We start from the raw sequence: 17429 nt of genomic DNA, 5'->3' as shown, positions 1-17429 counted from the left end.
TATAGTAAGCGCTTACCTATTTTAAAGATAATACTAAAAAATATATACTTCAAGATGTAATGGAAAAATAAAAGTAATTGGTGTAAAATATGTATTCATATATACAAATATTCTAAATATTAAAAGAAATTAAAGGGTATTGTAAAAAACTGATAAAATCGATCTAAAAGTAATCAAGCAAATAGAGAAATAGAAAAGGGAAAGCAGTTGTTTTTTTAAGTAAAAACTTTTACATAAATCGATTTAAAATGAGTAAGTAGAATATGGAAAGTGTTTTGTAGGAGGAATTAATATTTTATGAACAAAACTTCAAAGGAGTTTGAAGGAGACAATAGGCTTCTTCTAGGTATTATTTTAGGTGTTATTACTTTCTGGTTATTTGCACAATCATTAGTCAATTTAGTTGTGCCATTACAAACATCATTTAAAAGTGATATTGGCACTATTAATATAGCTGTTAGTTTAACAGCCTTAATGTCAGGACTATTCATTGTAGGTGCTGGTGATTTTGCAGATAAGTATGGGCGCGTAAAAGTTGCATACATTGGCTTAATATTAAATATTATTGGGTCTTTATTAATTATTATTACACCGTTAATACCTTTTTTAATTGCAGGTAGAATATTTCAAGGTTTATCAGCAGCATGTATTATGCCTGCAACCTTAGCTATTATTAACGAATATTATATTGGAACTGCAAGACAAAGAGCATTAAGTTATTGGTCAATTGGATCTTGGGGTGGTAGTGGTATTTGTACGCTATTTGGTGGTCTAATGTCCACACACTTTGGTTGGAGAACCATCTTTATTGTATCAATTGTATTGACATTATTGTCTATGTATTTAATTAAACACACTCCAGAAACGAAAGCAGAACCAGTAATCACTAAAAATGGTGAAGCAAAGAAATTTGATATTGTTGGCTTAATAATACTAATTATTTGTATGTTAAGTATTAACGTTATTATTACACAATCTTCTAAATTAGGATTATTTTCACCAATTATTATAAGTTTAATCGTAGTATTTTTTGTTTCACTAATAGGATTTATTATGTACGAAAATAAAATTAAATATCCTTTAGTAGACTTTAGCTTATTTGCTAATAAAGGGTACAGTGGAGCTACTGTTTCTAACTTTATGTTAAATGGTGTTGCAGGTGGTACGCTAATCGTAGTAAACACTTATTACCAGCAGCAACTTGATTTTAATGAATCTCAAACAGGTGTAATTTCTCTTACATATTTAATCGCTGTATTAATTATGATTCGTGTAGGTGAGAAGATTCTTCAAGCGCTAGGTCCGAAACGACCATTATTAATGGGTAGTGGTATAACAGCTATTGGATTAGTCTTACTATCTTTAACTTTCTTACCAGAACCTTGGTACATTACTTCAAGTGTTATCGGATATTTATTATTTGGTACAGGACTTGGTATTTATGCGACACCATCAACTGATACAGCTGTTGCACAAGCCCCTGATGATAAAGTAGGTGTTGCTTCAGGGGTTTATAAAATGGCTTCTTCTTTAGGTAATGCATTTGGCGTAGCTATTTCGGGAACAATATATGGTTCTTTTGCTTCGCAAATGAATATGGCATTAGGTGGCTTTATGGGCGTTGTCTTAAATGCAGTCATCGCACTAATTGCATTCTTTGCCATTTTATTATTAGTACCTAAGAAACAAACAAATTTATAAGAATAGAATAAACGTTATTATTAAGGTCGAGACAAAAGCATGTCTCGATCTTTATTTATACTCATTATTGTTAGAAAATTATGAAGATTTTGCTATTCACGTTGACGTTATAGCAATTAAATAGTATTTTAATTTTAACTTTATCATGGAATGAGGGATTTGAATGAAGATTGCTATTGCAGGTTCAGGTGCTTTAGGATGTGGATTTGGTGCTAAACTATTTCAACAAGGTTTTGATGTGACATTAATTGATAGTTGGATGACTCATGTTAAAGCGATTCAAACCAATGGCTTGCATATTGATATAAATGGAGAACGTTGTCATTTAGACATACCAATGTATAGTCATGAAGACATACCTAATAATGATGTTTATGATATAGTATTTTTATTTCCAAAATCGATGCAACTAAAAGATGTCCTAGATTATATCAAACCGCATTTAAGTGAAACGTCTATTGTTGTTTGTACTATGAATGGTTTGAAACATGAACGTTTAATTGAACAATATGTTAAAACATCGCAAATTGTAAGAGGTGTAACAACTTGGACAGCAGGAATAGAAAGTCCAGGTTGTACCCACTTGTTAGGTAGTGGCCCAGTTGAAGTAGGTGGAGTGGTGACTGAAGGAAATAACAATGCTCAAACCATTGTTGAAATATTAAATCAAGCTGGTTTAAATGGTGTGTTGAGTGAAGATTTGCATCAGTCTATCTGGAAGAAAATTTGTGTCAATGGAACAGCGAATGCATTATGTACTATTTTAGAATGTAATATGGGTTCATTAAATGAAAGTAACGATGCGAAAAATCTTATTTATAAAATTACCCAGGAAATTGTTCATGTGGCAACTATTGATAATGTTCATTTAAATCTAGATGAAATATTCGAATATCTACTCGATATCAATGACAAAGTCGGTCCTCATTATCCATCCATGTATCAAGATTTAATTAATAATCATCGCAAAACAGAAATAGATTATATTAATGGTGCTGTAGCTAAATTAGGTGTTGAGAACGGTATTGATGCGCCAGTAAATCAATTTGTTGCTAATCTTATTCATGCTAAAGAAAATAAATTAGACGCCCAATAGATGAAGTATATTTTAAGCTTATAAGCGTATAGAAATTTTTGCTTATAAGCTTATTTTTTAGGATTTGAATCAATAGTAAATATATCAATTATTGAAATAATTGATGATGAATGACTTAAAATATCATGATAGGGTAAATAAATTAAAATGTTGAATTAAGGAGATGCATATATGAATATTTCATATAAAAATGTATTAATAACTGGTATTGTTGGTGGTTTCTTAGGTGGAGCTGTCAAAATGGGCTGGGAAGCATTAATGCCACCTAGAACACCTGAACGTGATGAAGAACCGCCACCAATGACATTATTGAATCAACTTGGCTTACCCGAAAACATTAAAAATGCTACTTATCACTACAACGGAAATGACATACCTTTAACAATTATGGGTGTGCATTATGGCTTTTCCATTGTAAATGCAATAAGCTATACATTGATTGCTGAGAAGTGTCCACAAGTGAAAGCTTTAAACGGTTCTATTTTTGGCATAATAGTTAATATAGCATTCCATGAATACTTATTACCTAAATTATCGTTGACACCAAAAGTGGAAGATTTACCTAAAGAAGAAAGATTATCTGAATTACTTGGGCATATTATTTGGATGAATACGATAGATTTTGTACACTCATCTAACAAGTAAAAATATCCCCCTAATAGAAAAAATAAAGAAAAGGTGAGAATATGAGTAAAATTTTTGTAACTGGAGCGACAGGTTTAATCGGAACAAAATTAACTAAAAGATTAATCGAAGAAGGACATGATGTAGCTGGATTTACTACATCTGAAAATGGTAAAGAAAAATTAGAATCATCTAATGTAAAAGCATATATTGGAGATATTCTAAAATACGATACTATTGATAGTGCTATTGCAGATTTCCGTCCAGAAATCATTATCAATCAAATCACAGATTTAAAAAATGTTGATATGTCTGCGAATACTAAAGTACGTGTTGAAGGATCAAAAAATTTAATTGATGCTGCTCAAAAATATGATGTGAAAAAAGTCATTGCACAAAGTATTGGTTTCGTTTATGAAGCAGGTGAAGGTCTTGCAACTGAAGAAACATCATTAGATTTAGATTCAACAGGTGATCGTAAAATTACAGTTGATGGTGTTATTGGTCTTGAAGAAGAAACATCTCGCATGGACGAATATGTCGTATTAAGATTTGGTTGGTTATACGGACCAGGTACTTGGTATGGAAAAGACGGAATGATTTATAATCAATTTATCGATGGTAAAGTAACATTGTCAGATGGCGTTACTTCATTTGTTCATCTTGATGATGCAGTTGAAACATCAATTCAAGCGTTAAACTTTGATAATGGTATTTATAACGTTGCTGATGACGAACCAGTTAAAGGTTCTGACTTTGCTGAATGGTATAAACAACAATTAAATGTTGATCCTGAAATTGATATTCAACCAGCACAACCATTTGAACGTGGTATCACAAATGATAAATTTAAAGCCCAAGGTGGTAAATTAATTTATTCAACTTGGAAAGATGGTATGAATCCTATCAAATAGTAATTTAAAATAAGCGACTTAATGTTACCTTTTATATAGGTGACATTAAGTCGCTTTTATTTTTTGATTAGTTATTTAAGGGTTATCATTTTTAGTGTTTAATGACTTTCTAAGTTGTTCAGCTTCTAATTGTCCTACTTTTGAATAATGACGATGGGCAAAATGCATTTGAATAATTAAAAATGCAGCACTTATAGACCAATATAGGCCTAAAGCAGATGCAGATGTTAAAGATGCATAAGTAATAAATATAGGAGATAACACCATCATGACATAATAGGTTTTGCGTTCTTTTTTAGGATAATGAATAGAATTGACTAATGGCTGAATAAAATACATTAAAGCAGCAATCAAAGTCATCACAATATTCGGCTCTGTTAAATTAAACCATAAAAAATGTGGATATTTAGTAATACCATCACTACTGGGATATTTCAAACTCATATATAGTCCCATTAATATAGGAATTTGTATCACGATTGGTAAACAACCAACGACATTTTTAAATGGATTAATACCGTATTGTTTATACTTTTTCATTAATAATTGATTAGCTGCATTACGCTCTTCTTGAGAAGATGCATTTTTAATTTTTTCTCTAATTTTATCTATTTGTGGTTGAACTACTTTCGTTTTTTCTCGCATGATATGCATATTTTTAACTTGAATAAGCATAAATGGTAATAGAATAAAACGTACAATGAGTACTATTGTTATGATAGCTAGCCCATAGTTCACGTTAAATAATCTACCTAATAAATGCAGTAACTTATCCATAGGTTGGACGAATGTATTATAAAAAACACCAGCACGATTGTCAGATTTTGAATAATCGCAACCTGTTAAAAATAAAACTACAACTAATAATATTGATATACGTTTGGCCATAAATGACTTCCTCTTTATAAAATATAGCTTTCGTGTAAAGGTATGAACTTTTTGCAATAACACAAATATTTTATGTTTAATATAACAGAAATAAGAGGGCGTTTTATCAAATTATTCGTAACTGTTAACTATTTGAACGTAAGTGTGTCACTTATTTATAGGATTTTTTACTTAAAATAATAATAATGAGTAAAATAGTTATTGAAATAACACAACCGTAAAAGCTAAACAGTGCAAATTTGGCGTGGGTAGGTAACCATGTCATCACAAATGACCAACTATTATTTCCTAATACAAAATAAGGAATTAAATAAATAGCTACACTGATTAATACGAATACCAACATTAATGCTATAAAGGCATAGAGAGAAGCTTTACTTCTTTGAACTTTATATAAGCCATTTTTGATAGCAAATAAACGTTTAAAAATAAAATATAAGCTAATTAAAATACCTAATGCCGATAAAATAGTAATAACAATATTTATGTCATACGCTTGTTCTATCTTAGTTTCGATAGTCGTATAATGTTTATGGTTCATGACTTGTGCATTCAAGTGATCTGCTAGTTGTGATACTTTGGTAGATTTTAAATTTGCTAAAATAACGATACCGTACGACTTCTTAGGATTGAGTAATATAATTGAGGAATAGTTATCTAGCGTCCCAATATGATATACATAATTATTATTTGAATTGGTAAACCAACCTGCAGCATAACCATTTGCATTATCTTCACCTCTTGATTCATTGATAGTTTGATGTGATTGATTAACAATACGTTTTGTTTTGTTAGAAGGTGATAATTGCATTTTAACCCAATGTTCTAAATCTCTAGTATTCGACATTAAATAAGCTGAAGGTGTGTCTCCAATATTGAACGATGGAGCACTTTGTTTAATAACTCCACTGGCTTGTTCATAGCCAACTGCTTCATTTTTATGCTTTGTATTTGTAGTTTTAAATGATGTTTGATTCATATGAAGCGGTTTTAAAATATTCTTTTTAATATAGGTTTGATAAGATTCCTTAGAAACATTTTGTATAACTAACCCCAATACATCGTAATTCATATTTGAATATTCAAATGTATCTCCAGGTTTATGATTTAATTCTTTTCCTTTGATACTATTAACTAAATTGTTGATTGAATCACCATATTGCTCGGTTTGATCCTCACTAGTAATGTTCGAAGGAATGCCACTCTTTTGCCCCAGAAGTTGCTTGATAGTGATATCATATTTTTTATCATTATATGTCATATAGAATCCAGGTATATACTTGGATACTTTATCGTTGAGATGAAGCTTTCCTTTATGTGCTAAATCTAATATGGCATACCCTGTAAAAGCTTTTGTATTAGAAGCAATTTCATATTTTGTTGTTGGTTTTGCTTTTATTTTCTTTTCAACATTTGCATAGCCATATCCTTTATTTAAAAAGACTTTATTATCTTGCACTATTAAAATTGAAGCACCTGGAATATCTCCAGCTTTCATGTCTGATTGTACAATTGTATCAATAAAGTTTTGTGATGATTTCGTTAGTAATGTTTCGCTTTTATTATAAGCTAAAAAATGTTTCGTAATAATAACGATTATAAGTATAACTATCGTAAAAATGAGAGTGATGATAAATGGCCTTTTTTTCATAGTTAGAGTTCCCTTTTTAAAATATGTTGCATAAAGTTTTATTAAGTGTAATTTATTATAGCAGGTTTAGAAATATTTTAGCGAGTTAAAGTGCTTGCAATAAAAATGGTTAATCATTAGAATACACATAAATAAAAGTGTAATATAACAATTATGTTGTATATAAATCTTAAAAATATTAAGGGAGAATCTATACAACTGACTGTGTTGGGAGTATAGTTTATCCATCAACATACAAAGAGGTATTGGAGTTATGTTTAATCAAATTAAAAGACTTTTAATTGGGCGTCCTAAAAAGAATAGGGACTTAAAAAATGAAAAGATTACTAAATTCAAAGCACTAGCGATATTATCATCAGATGCCTTATCTTCTGTTGCATATGGGCCGGAGCAAATACTAATTACGTTATCAGTCGTTGGGGCAGTCGCTTCATGGTATACATTACCAATTGCTGCAGGTGTATTGATTTTATTAGCAGCACTTATATTATCGTATAGACAAATTATATATGCATACCCTAAAGGTGGCGGAGCATATATGGTGTCAAAAACGAATTTAGGCGAGAAGTGGGGATTACTTGCTGGAGGTTCCTTACTGGTTGACTACATTTTAACCGTAGCTGTAAGTATTTCTTCTGGAGCCGATGCATTTGTAGCTGCATTTCCAGGTTTATATCATCATAAGGTATTAATAGCTTGTCTATTAGTTTTGTTTATTTTGATATTGAACTTAAGAGGGTTAACTGAATCAGCGACTTTATTATCCTACCCAGTATATTTATTTATCATAGGATTAGTTGTGTTAATAGTGATAGGTACATGGCGTGTTGCTACTGGTGATATACAACCACATATGCAATCGTCAATTGGAACATCAGTACATGGTGTAACACTCTTTTTACTATTAAAAGCATTTTCTTCAGGGGCTTCTTCTTTAACAGGGGTAGAGGCTATTTCAAATGCTGTTACAAATTTTAAAGATCCAGCTGCTAAAAACGCAGTCAAAACATTAGTAACGATGGGAAGTATTTTAGCATTCCTTTTAGTTGGTATCGTAGGATTAGCTTATGTTTATGGTGTTATGCCGCAAACTGAAACGACAGTATTATCACAATTAGCATCACAAATTTTTGGTGATAATGTGGCCTTTTATTTTGTACAAGCAACAACTGTAATGATTTTAGTATTGGCTGCTAATACAGGTTTTACTGCATTTCCAATGTTAGCTGCGTCTATGTCAAAAGATAAGTATATGCCTAGAATGTTTACAGTCAGAGGTGACCGATTAGGTTATTCTAATTCAATTTTAGTATTAGGAATTTTTGCTATTATATTAATTATTTTATTCAAAGGTAAAACTGAAAATCTTATTCCATTATACGCAGTTGGTGTATTTATTCCATTCACACTGGCTCAATTTGGTATGGTATTAAAATGGTTTAGAGAGAGACCAAAGGGTTGGCAAGCGAAACTAGCAGTCAATACACTAGGTGGAACAATTACATTTGTTGTATTTATGATATTTTTAATTACTAAATTTACACATGTCTGGCCAATATTATTGTTCTTACCATTCTTTGTATCAATCTTTGTAAGAATTAAAATGCATTATCGTAATGTCGCTGAACAATTGCGATCAGATAAAGATGTATACGATGTACCAGTTGTAGATCGTAGTTTAGCCATTGTACCTATTATGAGTATTACGACTGTAGTAGACAAATCTATTTATTACGCTCAAATGTTAGCTAATAATGATGTGATTGCAGTGCATGTATCATTTGGTGATGAGGATGAAAAAGCATCTCAAGAAAAATGGAAACAACATTATCCAGATGTACGGCTTATTATTTTACATTCCGAATACAGAAGTATTATACGACCGATTTCTAGATTTATCGATAAAATTCACCGTAAAGCAGAAAATCAAAATTATTTAATCACGGTTGTTGTGCCAGAATTTATACCTAAGAAACCATGGCATCATCTATTACACAACCAAACAAGCTTACGCTTAAAAATGCATTTGATTTATCAGAAAAACGTCATCCTCTGTACAATTCCATTTAAACTTAAAAAATAATTAAAAACCACAATGACTGATATTCAGATAAGTGAATAAATAGTCATTGTGGTTTTTTTATTTATGATTCTTCAGCAATAATAATTTCATTGTAGTTAATATTTTCTCTTAGTTGTTTAGCAATTTCTGATGTGACTTTTTGTTGCTTAATTAATTCATCTAAAAATTTTCTTTCGGTATAAATTGCGTGTAAACGTAAAGACAATTGTGTTTCTGAAGAAAAATTAGTTATTGCATTATTGTTTCTACTTTGAGTGGTACTTTGTCTTTTACGTAATGTACGTATCAAATTATAATATTGGTTCACAACAAGTGATGTTTCAAGCACATTTGAACTGTTTTGTTCTTTGTGTAATCTAAGTGTGATTTGATGATTCACCACGCGCATAATTTTTTGTACACTTTTTAGTTCATTTTTATAGGACTTCAACATTTCAGTACGTCTTTCTTCAATTTGATCTCTTGAAGGTTTGTGTCTTTCATTATTTTGTTCAACTGATATTTTCTCATGATGAGTTGAGTTAACTTTATCTTTATTTTTATTTTGCACTTCTGAAGAAAGGGTATGGGCAGCGTGTTTTCTATAGTTCTTTCTCGCTTTGAATCTTAAATAAATCATGTTAAAGAAACGTGAGAATTTTGTGATAAACGATGCTTCTTTATAGGATTTACTCAACTCTACAATATTTCGGTAATTAGATAATTCTTGAGATGTAATTTTCCCTTTATTAATAAGACGTTCTAAGGTTGCTGTTTCTTCTTCTTCAGCAATTTTGGTTAATCTGTGTAGTTCTTTAGTATCTTTGTTATCTGGTTCTACATTAATTAAGAACGAAAGCTCAGTGAAATATTGATTGAATAAAGGTCTATAATCAATGTTTTCATTTTCTTTAGCATTCTTTTTCAGTTGTTGTATGACAGATTGAATGATAAGTATTTTAGCCGCTTGATATGTCATACCTTGTTTAGTATCTTTGGTTTCCGATTTTGTAATAAGAGGTAAGACGATTTGAGCTAGTATAAGGCTAATTAAAACCATTAATGATGCGATAAATAATAAATCATTTCTATATACAAAGTTTTGATGGTGACTCATCATTGTAGGTAAGGTTAAAGCCATTGATACAGAAATCGTCCCATGAATACCACACATAGTCATGATAAATGAATAAAGTATTCGGTTTGGTGGCTTTTCTTCTGCTAATTCTTCATCTTCAATATAACGTTGTATATTTTTAGGATAATAAAAATCTTTATACCATAAGAAGACCCATATGAAACGGAAGCTATAAATAGCTAATGAAATAAGCAATGTAATACCGATTAAAAATTTAAGATTATCTGGTTCAACTTTCACAATTTCTATAACTACTTCAGGTACGATAAACCCTAAAACGACGAATACAAAACCGTTTAATGCATAGCTCAATGTATTCCAAATCTGGGAATAGTTAATTTGTAATTCTGTTTGAGCACGAAGTAATCTATCTCGTTCTAAACCATGTACTAATCCGGCAAACACAACTGCAATAATACCAGAGGCATGTAATTCTTCGACAATAAAGTATATAACGAATGGTGTAAGTAACTGAATAAAAGTGAGAGTATTATTATCTTTAAAACCTTTATTTGCAGTTAAAAAGACGCGTAACTGCACTACTAAAATACCAAGAATGACACCAACTAATATCCCTATAATTGTTGATACTATAAATTGTTCAATTGCACTGACTGCCGAGAACATACCAGTAACAAGGGCAGTAACAGCAATTTTAAAAGAAATGATACCAGCAGCATCGTTAAGTAAAGATTCTCCTTCTAAAATAGACATTGCTCCCTTTGGTAAAATCTTTCCTTTAGTTATAGCAGATACGGCTACAGCATCAGTTGGGCAAAGTATTGCTGCAATTGCAAATGCGGCAGGCATTGGTAGCTCGGGCCAAATCCAATGTATAAAGTAGCCGACACCGATAACTGTTGTGAATACTAATGCCATTGCCATCAATATGATAGGTGTTCTATATTCCATTAATTTTGATCTTTTAATATGAGTACCTTCTACAAATAATAATGGTGCAATGACAGCCATCATAAACACTTCAGAATCAAAGTCAAAATGAATAGGAATAGGTAAGGTGAAAATGGCTGCACCAAGTGCAATCTGAATAAACGCTGTGGGAATTTTAGGAAAACGATTATTAATGATTGCACTTAATATAACAGCAAATATAAATATTAAAAATGCTTCAAGTAATTCCATCTTAATCTCCTTATATCAATAATAAGTATTATTTTAACATGAAATATCCCATTTAAAATTTGTAAATTTCAAAGTTATATAAAAAAATAGAGTTAGCAAAATCAACTTTGCTAACTCTATATTAATCTTAAGATTATAGGTTTTCAGTATGTTTTTTATCAGCTGATTTTTGTTTCTCAGCTAATTCTTTAGCATTATTTTTGTACTTTTTATAATAAAAGTATAAGAAGATAAACCAGAATGGTGAAATAAAGATAGCCGCTCTAGTATCATCACTAAAGAATAATAATATAAATACGAATGCAAAGAATGCTAATACGACATAGGCAGTTGCTTGTCCACCGAACAATTTAAATTTATTATTTTTATGTTCTTGAGGATTCTTTTTAACGTAAATAATATAAGAAACAATAATCATTGCCCAAACTACTAAGAATAATACTGTTGATAGTGTAGTGACATATATAAATAATTGAATGGCATCTGGAAAGATGAAGTTAAGTAATGCTGCAACTAATAAAGTAAATGATGATACGAACATAGATAAATATGGAACACCATTTGAATTTGTTTTACTTAGCACTTTCGGTCCTAAGCCTTGTTTAGATAAACCAAATAGAATACGACTATTTGAATAAATACCACTATTCGTTGCAGAAGCTGCTGCAGTTAAAACTACAAAGTTAACAATACCGGCAGCAAATGGGATACCAATCAATGTAAATAACTTCACGAATGGACTGCTATCTGGATCAATACCATTCCACGGAATGACAGACATAATGACAAGTAGACCGCCAATATAGAATAGTAAAATTCGAATAGGTACATTATTGATTGCTTTTGGAATCGTTTTTTGAGGATCTTTAGTTTCCCCAGCCGTAACCCCAATCAACTCAATACCAATAAATGAATAGACAGCAATTTGGAATGACATTAAGAACCCAAATATACCATGCGGGAACATACCACCATGTTTAACTAGGTTAGTAAAAGACGCATGCCCGTAGTGTGTCTTGAAAGAAAAGAAGATTAATACTAAACCTACAATTACCATGGCTACAATAGTTACAACTTTGATAATAGAGAACCAAAATTCTAGTTCACCAAATAATCTAGCACCTAATAAATTAAATGAAATCAAGATTAAAACTATGAATAACACGGTTAACCAATGGGGTACTTGTGGATACCAAAAAGCAAAATATTGTCCCATTGCTGTTAGGTCAGACATACTTGAAACAATCCAACAAATCCAGTAGGTCCAACCAATGACGAAACCACCAAAAGGTCCGATATATTCATTAGCTATATCTACAAAAGAATTAAAGTGTGTACCACTTAATAATAATTCCCCTAAAGCACGCATAAATGCAAAAAGTATCATTCCAATAATCATATACGTGAATAATAGTGAAGGTCCGGTCAATGCAATCGTTTGTCCGGAACCTAAGAATAGTCCAGTACCAATTGCTCCCCCAATTGCAATTAATTGGATATGTCTATTATTCAACTCTCTATGCAGTTGTCTTGCCATAATTTTCCTCCTCAGGAAAGCAAAATAAACAATTTATGAAAGCGTTTTCTTTAAATTAATACTATAGAACTATTTGGAATAAAGCAATTAATTTTTAAAATATAAGTAAATACATTTATTAAGCTTTGTATGATAATTATTACTTATATTTTTTGAAAAATCACATTATTCTGTAAATCAGGGGTAGTACCATTAGTTATTAATTACGGAAAACATAACTATTATAATGATAAGTCAATCATTTTTGAAATGATTTGTGAAATTAAGTTCCAAACAATGTCATTTTAAATATAAATGAGGATGTGTAATAATGAATAGCAATGAAAAATATATGAAGAAGGAATCTAAAATGAAAATAGGGGCTATTTCTGATTTACATGTTGATCGAAACCCAAAATTAAATTCACAATATTATTTTGAAACATTAGTAAATGTAATAATGAAGAGAGAAATCGAATTGCTTATTATTGCAGGTGATATTTCAAATGATTATCGTCAATCTATCCAATTTATTAAAGATTTGAAAAATAAACTTGAAATGCCTGTGTTATTTGTACCAGGTAATCATGATTTATGGTCGGATAGTACAGATAAAAGTTCTAAAGAGATTTTTGAAATATTTAAACAACAAGAAGATTGTTTAATCGAGAGCCCTTATATGATTAATGAAAATTGGGCAATTGTTGGTCATACAGGATGGTACGATTATTCCTTTGCCGATACAAAATTTTCAAAGGAAAAATTACAAAAGGGAAAACATTATGGTGCAACTTGGCAAGATAAAGTAAGAATAGATTGTAATCTATCAGATAGAGAGCGTTCATTACAAGCTGCTAATCAAGTTGAACAGGATATAGCAGCAATAGGCGATCGACAAGTTATTCTAGTTACTCATATCGTTACGCATCCAGCCTTTGTCGTGCCAACACCTCATCGCATTTTTGATTTCTTTAATGCATATATTGGAACAAGTGATTTTAACCATATTTATCAACAAAACAATATTCAGTATAGTATTATGGGGCATGTTCATTTTAGAAAAAATTTAATTGAAAATAACATACAATATATTTGTCCTTGTTTAGGTTATCCGCGTCAATGGCGTACAGATGATATTTCTCAGGAAATAAATCATACTTTGGTTGACTTTATCATTTAAAATACCGTCAATCTATTTATATGAAAATATGATGACGGTATAAATTAAGGAGATTTAGTTATTAGGTTTAATATATAGACACATACGGCCTGGTGCATTAAAACTTCGTTCCATTTTTGATTTTTTGATTTTAATGATTTGTTTACTATTTGGAATAATAGCAGGGAATACAATTCCTTTACTGATATGACTCCAAAGTGGATCGATGTAGTAATAATTGTCTTTATCATAGCCAATAAGAAGTGTGACATGAATGTTTGATACAAGTCGAATTTTATAACCATCAAATTTAAAACTACGACGCATTGGTTTAGCGCCTAAACTCGTATGATACATGACTACTGGTTGTTGTTGGTCAATAATTTTTTCCAATTCAGCTAAACTTGTACCTGTACCGTTAATGACATTTGAATTATATTTTTGTAAAAATGGAACAAAAGCCTCTGGAAAAATGGTTTGATGGTAGCCAAATTTAACTAGCAAATGATTGCCTACATAACCTTTATAAGGGTTATTTGGGTGTGTTGGCCAATTTTTCATTATGTCAGTTGCTTTAATAGGCTGTTGATTAAATTGAAACATCATTGAAGCAGATACGCCTTCACATCCCATGACCATAGGGATAGGAAACAATTGGCTAATGGGTTTAACAGGTAGAATCGTTTTGTTCATCGGTAATCTCCTTAAGCTGATATACGTTTATATAGTATTCAATATTATATACTGAGTCTTTATATTTTGGATAATTATTTGTTTGGAAATGTTCATTTTAATGTTATTTCAGAATCAGAAAGGTTATAAATAGTAGAAAGCAGAATTTTTTAAGGGGAGTCAAAAATGAATTATCAAATAAAAAGTATGGAAGCTATTAATCTTATTGGTGTAAAACGCCAATTTAAGAGTGGGGGACATGCACAAAGTAATATCCCGGACTTTTGGGAAGATGTGACGACAATAGGTTTAGATTGTAGATTGTCAGAGAAAAGTGATGAATCATTTGAAGGCTTAGTTGGTCTATGTATACCACAACAGGATGGAAAAATGAATTATATGATTGGTGTTCCTAGTGACAAAACACCTAATGATGGATTAGAAACGTACCAGTTAGAGGATAATGACTATCTTGTTGTTAATGCAGTAGGTAAAGTGCCTTATTCTATTAGACATGCGATGCGTCACATTCATAATGAGTTATTGCCTAAGGAACATATTCAGTTAAAACAGGCGCCATTTTTCGAATTGTATCCTAATGGCGATACTCAAGACGATAACTATGTAACTGAACTTTGGTTACCAATAGAGCAAAATAAATAATAAAAAACGCAAGTGTTTGGCATAGAATAGATATTAAACCTGACTAATGCCTTACATTTGCGTTTTTAGTTTAAGAACGGTATTTTGTTGGATTAAGTTTGAAATAAATGAATTGTAATAACACTAACAAGATTGCTGTGATTGAAATAATAACTAAATACGGTGTCGGATCAAATTCGCCATTTAGTCCAACTAAAGGAGAAATAACACCACCAAGAATAAATTGGAATAATCCTAACAAACTTGAAGCGTTACCGCTACCTCCAGTTCTTTCTTCCATAGCTAATGCAAAGCCTAAAGGTCCTATAGACGTTACAGGGCTTATATTTAAGAAAAATGCTATGATAAGTAACCAAATAGGTAAGTGCATAGATAATGTAATAATAATCAGTATTACACCTATAATTTGAATGACAGTTAAGTAAATAAGTAAAGTATATCGGCTTAATTTTTCTACTAATAATGCTACGATTTGACTTACTAAAATTAAACCTATACCGTTAACGGTTAAAATAACACTAAATTGTTGAGGTGTTAAATTATAAACTTTTTGCGTAATAAATGGTGATGCAGATGCATAACTAAATAACATGACATAAGTTAAACCTTGTAACAACATTGGAATAACAAAGGATGGTTTTTTTAATAATGTACCAAAGTCTTTAAATATTCGTGAATAGTTTAATGTAGTCTGTTCAGCTTTATTTGATGGTGGCATCTTCATAAATACACCAATAATGACGATAAGTGTAATAATAGTTAAGATGATAAAGATACTTCTCCAAGTAGATATCGTTAAAGCAAAACCGCCAAGTAATGGCGCTATAATTGTAATAATTCCATTAACTACCATAAGTGAAGTTAACATTTTAGCCATCTCGTCACCACTAAACTTATCTCCAACTGAAGCTTTGGCTATAACTATAGAACCGCCTGCCATTAATCCTTGAATTAATCTTAAGAATAAAAAGAAATATAGACTAGTTGTAAAAACAGCAATTAAAGATGCAAGTAAATATATAACAAAAATGGTTAATGCGACTTTCTTGCGACCAAAAGCATCTGATAACAGGCCAAAGAAGAATTGCCCAAGTGCTAAGCCAATCATCGCAAACGATGTAGTTAATTGAATTTCTGAAGTTGTTGAGCCAAAGTCATGTTGAACGTTTGGCAATGATGGTGAATACATATCAATTGATAAGGGACCAAAAGTCGTCATCACCCCAAAAATGATAATTAATATGAATGGAAAGTGCTTGGCACTTGAATTTTGCATAAGCGTTCTCCTTTTTAAGAATTTATAGAACAAATTATATACGTTTTACACATATTTGTATGTAGTTATTTCACTTTTTATATCATCAATATTATTTATAAGGGGAAAATTTTGCTTTTAAAGCGTGCAGTGAATATAAATGTAATAACTAACAGGCTTGTATATACCTATCAAATTAGGGAATACAAGCCTGTTATTTTGGTTTTAAATTATTACAACATTATTTATTGACCGTTTGAGCTAGAGCCATTTATTAATTCTTCAATTTTAGATTTAATGCTATCAAACTTTGTATTAATATCTTGTAACATACTGTTTACTTTACTTTGATTTTCATTATTTTGTTGAGCAGTGTTAGCATTTTTCAGTTTATCAATTTGATCTTGATAAAATTTAGTCAGTTTAGAATCTGCGTTTGTTTCTTCTTTTTGTTTTAAATTATTGATGTCTTGTTGTAATTGGTTGATTTGTGATTGGCTATCTTTATTTTGTTTAATATCATTTTTAGCTGAGTCAACTTTATTATTAATATCATCGTTTTGACTTTCGACTTCTTTTTTATAGTTTTGTGATACGTCAGGATCATTACTAACTTTATCATTATTATGATTTAATACAGCTCTGGTTACGAAGATAGCTACAATAATTAACAGAATAACGATAATGGCTATCAACCATTTTTTAGATTTACGTGTTTTTTGATTTTCTTCCTGTAGCTCTTGTTCTCTTCTATAATCTCTACCGTTGTAATAGCGTTCTGGATTTTGTTCATATTCGTTTTCATTGTATTCACGTCGATCATCATATTGACTTTGGTTTCTATAATCTCGTTCTTCACTTTGTCTACGATGATTTTGATATTGATCATCATATCGATAAGAATCTTTATACTTATCAGTTCTTTTCATACTGTCCACCTCATTTTT

The 17429-nt window shown here is 30.7% G+C and carries 14 protein-coding genes; 7 read left to right on the top strand and 7 right to left on the bottom strand.

The genetic code is table 11. The features are described 5' to 3' along the window. The first annotated feature begins 297 nt into the window (after positions 1-297). The 4 genes from LFT63_RS07260 (at position 298) to LFT63_RS07245 (ending at position 4335) form a co-directional block, all read left to right on the top strand. A complete protein-coding gene (locus LFT63_RS07260; RefSeq protein ID WP_029056139.1) occupies positions 298-1701 on the top strand; it encodes an MFS transporter in 1404 nt (467 codons plus the stop codon). A gap of 163 nt (positions 1702-1864) precedes the next feature. Next, complete coding sequence (locus LFT63_RS07255) at positions 1865-2797, top strand: 2-dehydropantoate 2-reductase (protein WP_029056140.1); 933 nt, start codon at positions 1865-1867, stop codon at positions 2795-2797. A gap of 171 nt (positions 2798-2968) precedes the next feature. After that, entirely contained in the window at positions 2969-3442 is a 474-nt protein-coding gene (locus tag LFT63_RS07250; RefSeq protein ID WP_029056141.1) for a DUF1440 domain-containing protein, read from the top strand. A 41-nt stretch (positions 3443-3483) separates the two neighbouring features. Further along, positions 3484-4335, top strand: a complete 852-nt coding sequence (locus LFT63_RS07245) for an NAD-dependent epimerase/dehydratase family protein (protein ID WP_029056142.1) — start codon at positions 3484-3486, stop codon at positions 4333-4335. 75 nt (positions 4336-4410) lie between these two features. Here the strand turns inward: LFT63_RS07245 and yidC are convergent, their stop codons facing one another. Further along, complete coding sequence (gene yidC / locus LFT63_RS07240) at positions 4411-5223, bottom strand: membrane protein insertase YidC (protein ID WP_208970302.1); 813 nt, start codon at positions 5221-5223, stop codon at positions 4411-4413. Positions 5224-5374: 151 nt separating this feature from the next. Then, entirely contained in the window at positions 5375-6874 is a 1500-nt protein-coding gene (locus LFT63_RS07235; RefSeq protein ID WP_029056144.1) for a serine hydrolase FLP, read from the bottom strand. A gap of 253 nt (positions 6875-7127) precedes the next feature. Here LFT63_RS07235 and LFT63_RS07230 point away from each other — a divergent pair, with 253 nt between their 5' ends. Beyond that, entirely contained in the window at positions 7128-8957 is a 1830-nt protein-coding gene (locus LFT63_RS07230) for an APC family permease (RefSeq protein ID WP_340768501.1), read from the top strand. 61 nt (positions 8958-9018) lie between these two features. On the opposite strand, the gene LFT63_RS07225 is transcribed toward LFT63_RS07230, so the two are convergent. Further along, positions 9019-11217, bottom strand: a complete 2199-nt coding sequence (locus tag LFT63_RS07225) for a cation:proton antiporter (RefSeq protein WP_340768499.1) — start codon at positions 11215-11217, stop codon at positions 9019-9021. Positions 11218-11350: 133 nt separating this feature from the next. Next, positions 11351-12754, bottom strand: coding sequence for an amino acid permease (locus tag LFT63_RS07220; protein WP_029056147.1), 1404 nt, complete (start codon positions 12752-12754; stop codon positions 11351-11353). A 349-nt stretch (positions 12755-13103) separates the two neighbouring features. Between LFT63_RS07220 and LFT63_RS07215 the strand changes: the two genes are divergently transcribed. Further along, complete coding sequence (locus LFT63_RS07215) at positions 13104-13913, top strand: metallophosphoesterase (protein WP_029056148.1); 810 nt, start codon at positions 13104-13106, stop codon at positions 13911-13913. 54 nt (positions 13914-13967) lie between these two features. Here LFT63_RS07215 and LFT63_RS07210 read toward each other — a convergent pair whose 3' ends face one another. Continuing rightward, positions 13968-14585 (bottom strand): C39 family peptidase, encoded by a 618-nt coding sequence (locus LFT63_RS07210; protein WP_029056149.1) that lies wholly within the window; start codon positions 14583-14585, stop codon positions 13968-13970. A gap of 165 nt (positions 14586-14750) precedes the next feature. Between LFT63_RS07210 and LFT63_RS07205 the strand changes: the two genes are divergently transcribed. Further along, on the top strand, positions 14751-15227 hold the full coding sequence (locus LFT63_RS07205; RefSeq protein WP_017637585.1) for a GyrI-like domain-containing protein: 477 nt from the start codon (positions 14751-14753) through the stop codon (positions 15225-15227). A 70-nt stretch (positions 15228-15297) separates the two neighbouring features. Here the strand turns inward: LFT63_RS07205 and LFT63_RS07200 are convergent, their stop codons facing one another. Together LFT63_RS07200 and LFT63_RS07195 are read right to left on the bottom strand one after the other, a co-directional pair. Further along, positions 15298-16503, bottom strand: a complete 1206-nt coding sequence (locus tag LFT63_RS07200) for a multidrug effflux MFS transporter (RefSeq protein ID WP_340768491.1) — start codon at positions 16501-16503, stop codon at positions 15298-15300. A gap of 224 nt (positions 16504-16727) precedes the next feature. Beyond that, positions 16728-17411, bottom strand: a complete 684-nt coding sequence (locus tag LFT63_RS07195; protein ID WP_017637587.1) for a hypothetical protein — start codon at positions 17409-17411, stop codon at positions 16728-16730. Positions 17412-17429: the final 18 nt, after the last annotated feature.

The sequence above is a fragment of the Staphylococcus sp. FSL H8-0121 genome (assembly GCF_038008425.1).
GTDB classification, from domain to species: Bacteria; Bacillota; Bacilli; order Staphylococcales; family Staphylococcaceae; genus Staphylococcus; species Staphylococcus pasteuri.
The sequence above is the reverse complement of the archived record's forward strand: the minus strand, read 5'-3'. Positions and strand labels throughout refer to the sequence as shown.

Bases quoted from the DNA above. Each gene is read 5' to 3' on its own strand.
- LFT63_RS07260 (WP_029056139.1), top strand. From the start codon at position 298: ATGAACAAAACTTCAAAGGAGTTTGAAGGAGACAATAGGCTTCTTCTA.
- LFT63_RS07255 (WP_029056140.1), top strand. From the start codon at position 1,865: ATGAAGATTGCTATTGCAGGTTCAGGTGCTTTAGGATGTGGATTTGGT.
- LFT63_RS07250 (WP_029056141.1), top strand. From the start codon at position 2,969: ATGAATATTTCATATAAAAATGTATTAATAACTGGTATTGTTGGTGGT.
- LFT63_RS07245 (WP_029056142.1), top strand. From the start codon at position 3,484: ATGAGTAAAATTTTTGTAACTGGAGCGACAGGTTTAATCGGAACAAAA.
- yidC (WP_208970302.1), bottom strand. From the start codon at position 5,223: ATGGCCAAACGTATATCAATATTATTAGTTGTAGTTTTATTTTTAACA.
- LFT63_RS07235 (WP_029056144.1), bottom strand. From the start codon at position 6,874: ATGAAAAAAAGGCCATTTATCATCACTCTCATTTTTACGATAGTTATA.
- LFT63_RS07230 (WP_340768501.1), top strand. From the start codon at position 7,128: ATGTTTAATCAAATTAAAAGACTTTTAATTGGGCGTCCTAAAAAGAAT.
- LFT63_RS07225 (WP_340768499.1), bottom strand. From the start codon at position 11,217: ATGGAATTACTTGAAGCATTTTTAATATTTATATTTGCTGTTATATTA.
- LFT63_RS07220 (WP_029056147.1), bottom strand. From the start codon at position 12,754: ATGGCAAGACAACTGCATAGAGAGTTGAATAATAGACATATCCAATTA.
- LFT63_RS07215 (WP_029056148.1), top strand. From the start codon at position 13,104: ATGAAAATAGGGGCTATTTCTGATTTACATGTTGATCGAAACCCAAAA.
- LFT63_RS07210 (WP_029056149.1), bottom strand. From the start codon at position 14,585: ATGAACAAAACGATTCTACCTGTTAAACCCATTAGCCAATTGTTTCCT.
- LFT63_RS07205 (WP_017637585.1), top strand. From the start codon at position 14,751: ATGAATTATCAAATAAAAAGTATGGAAGCTATTAATCTTATTGGTGTA.
- LFT63_RS07200 (WP_340768491.1), bottom strand. From the start codon at position 16,503: ATGCAAAATTCAAGTGCCAAGCACTTTCCATTCATATTAATTATCATT.
- LFT63_RS07195 (WP_017637587.1), bottom strand. From the start codon at position 17,411: ATGAAAAGAACTGATAAGTATAAAGATTCTTATCGATATGATGATCAA.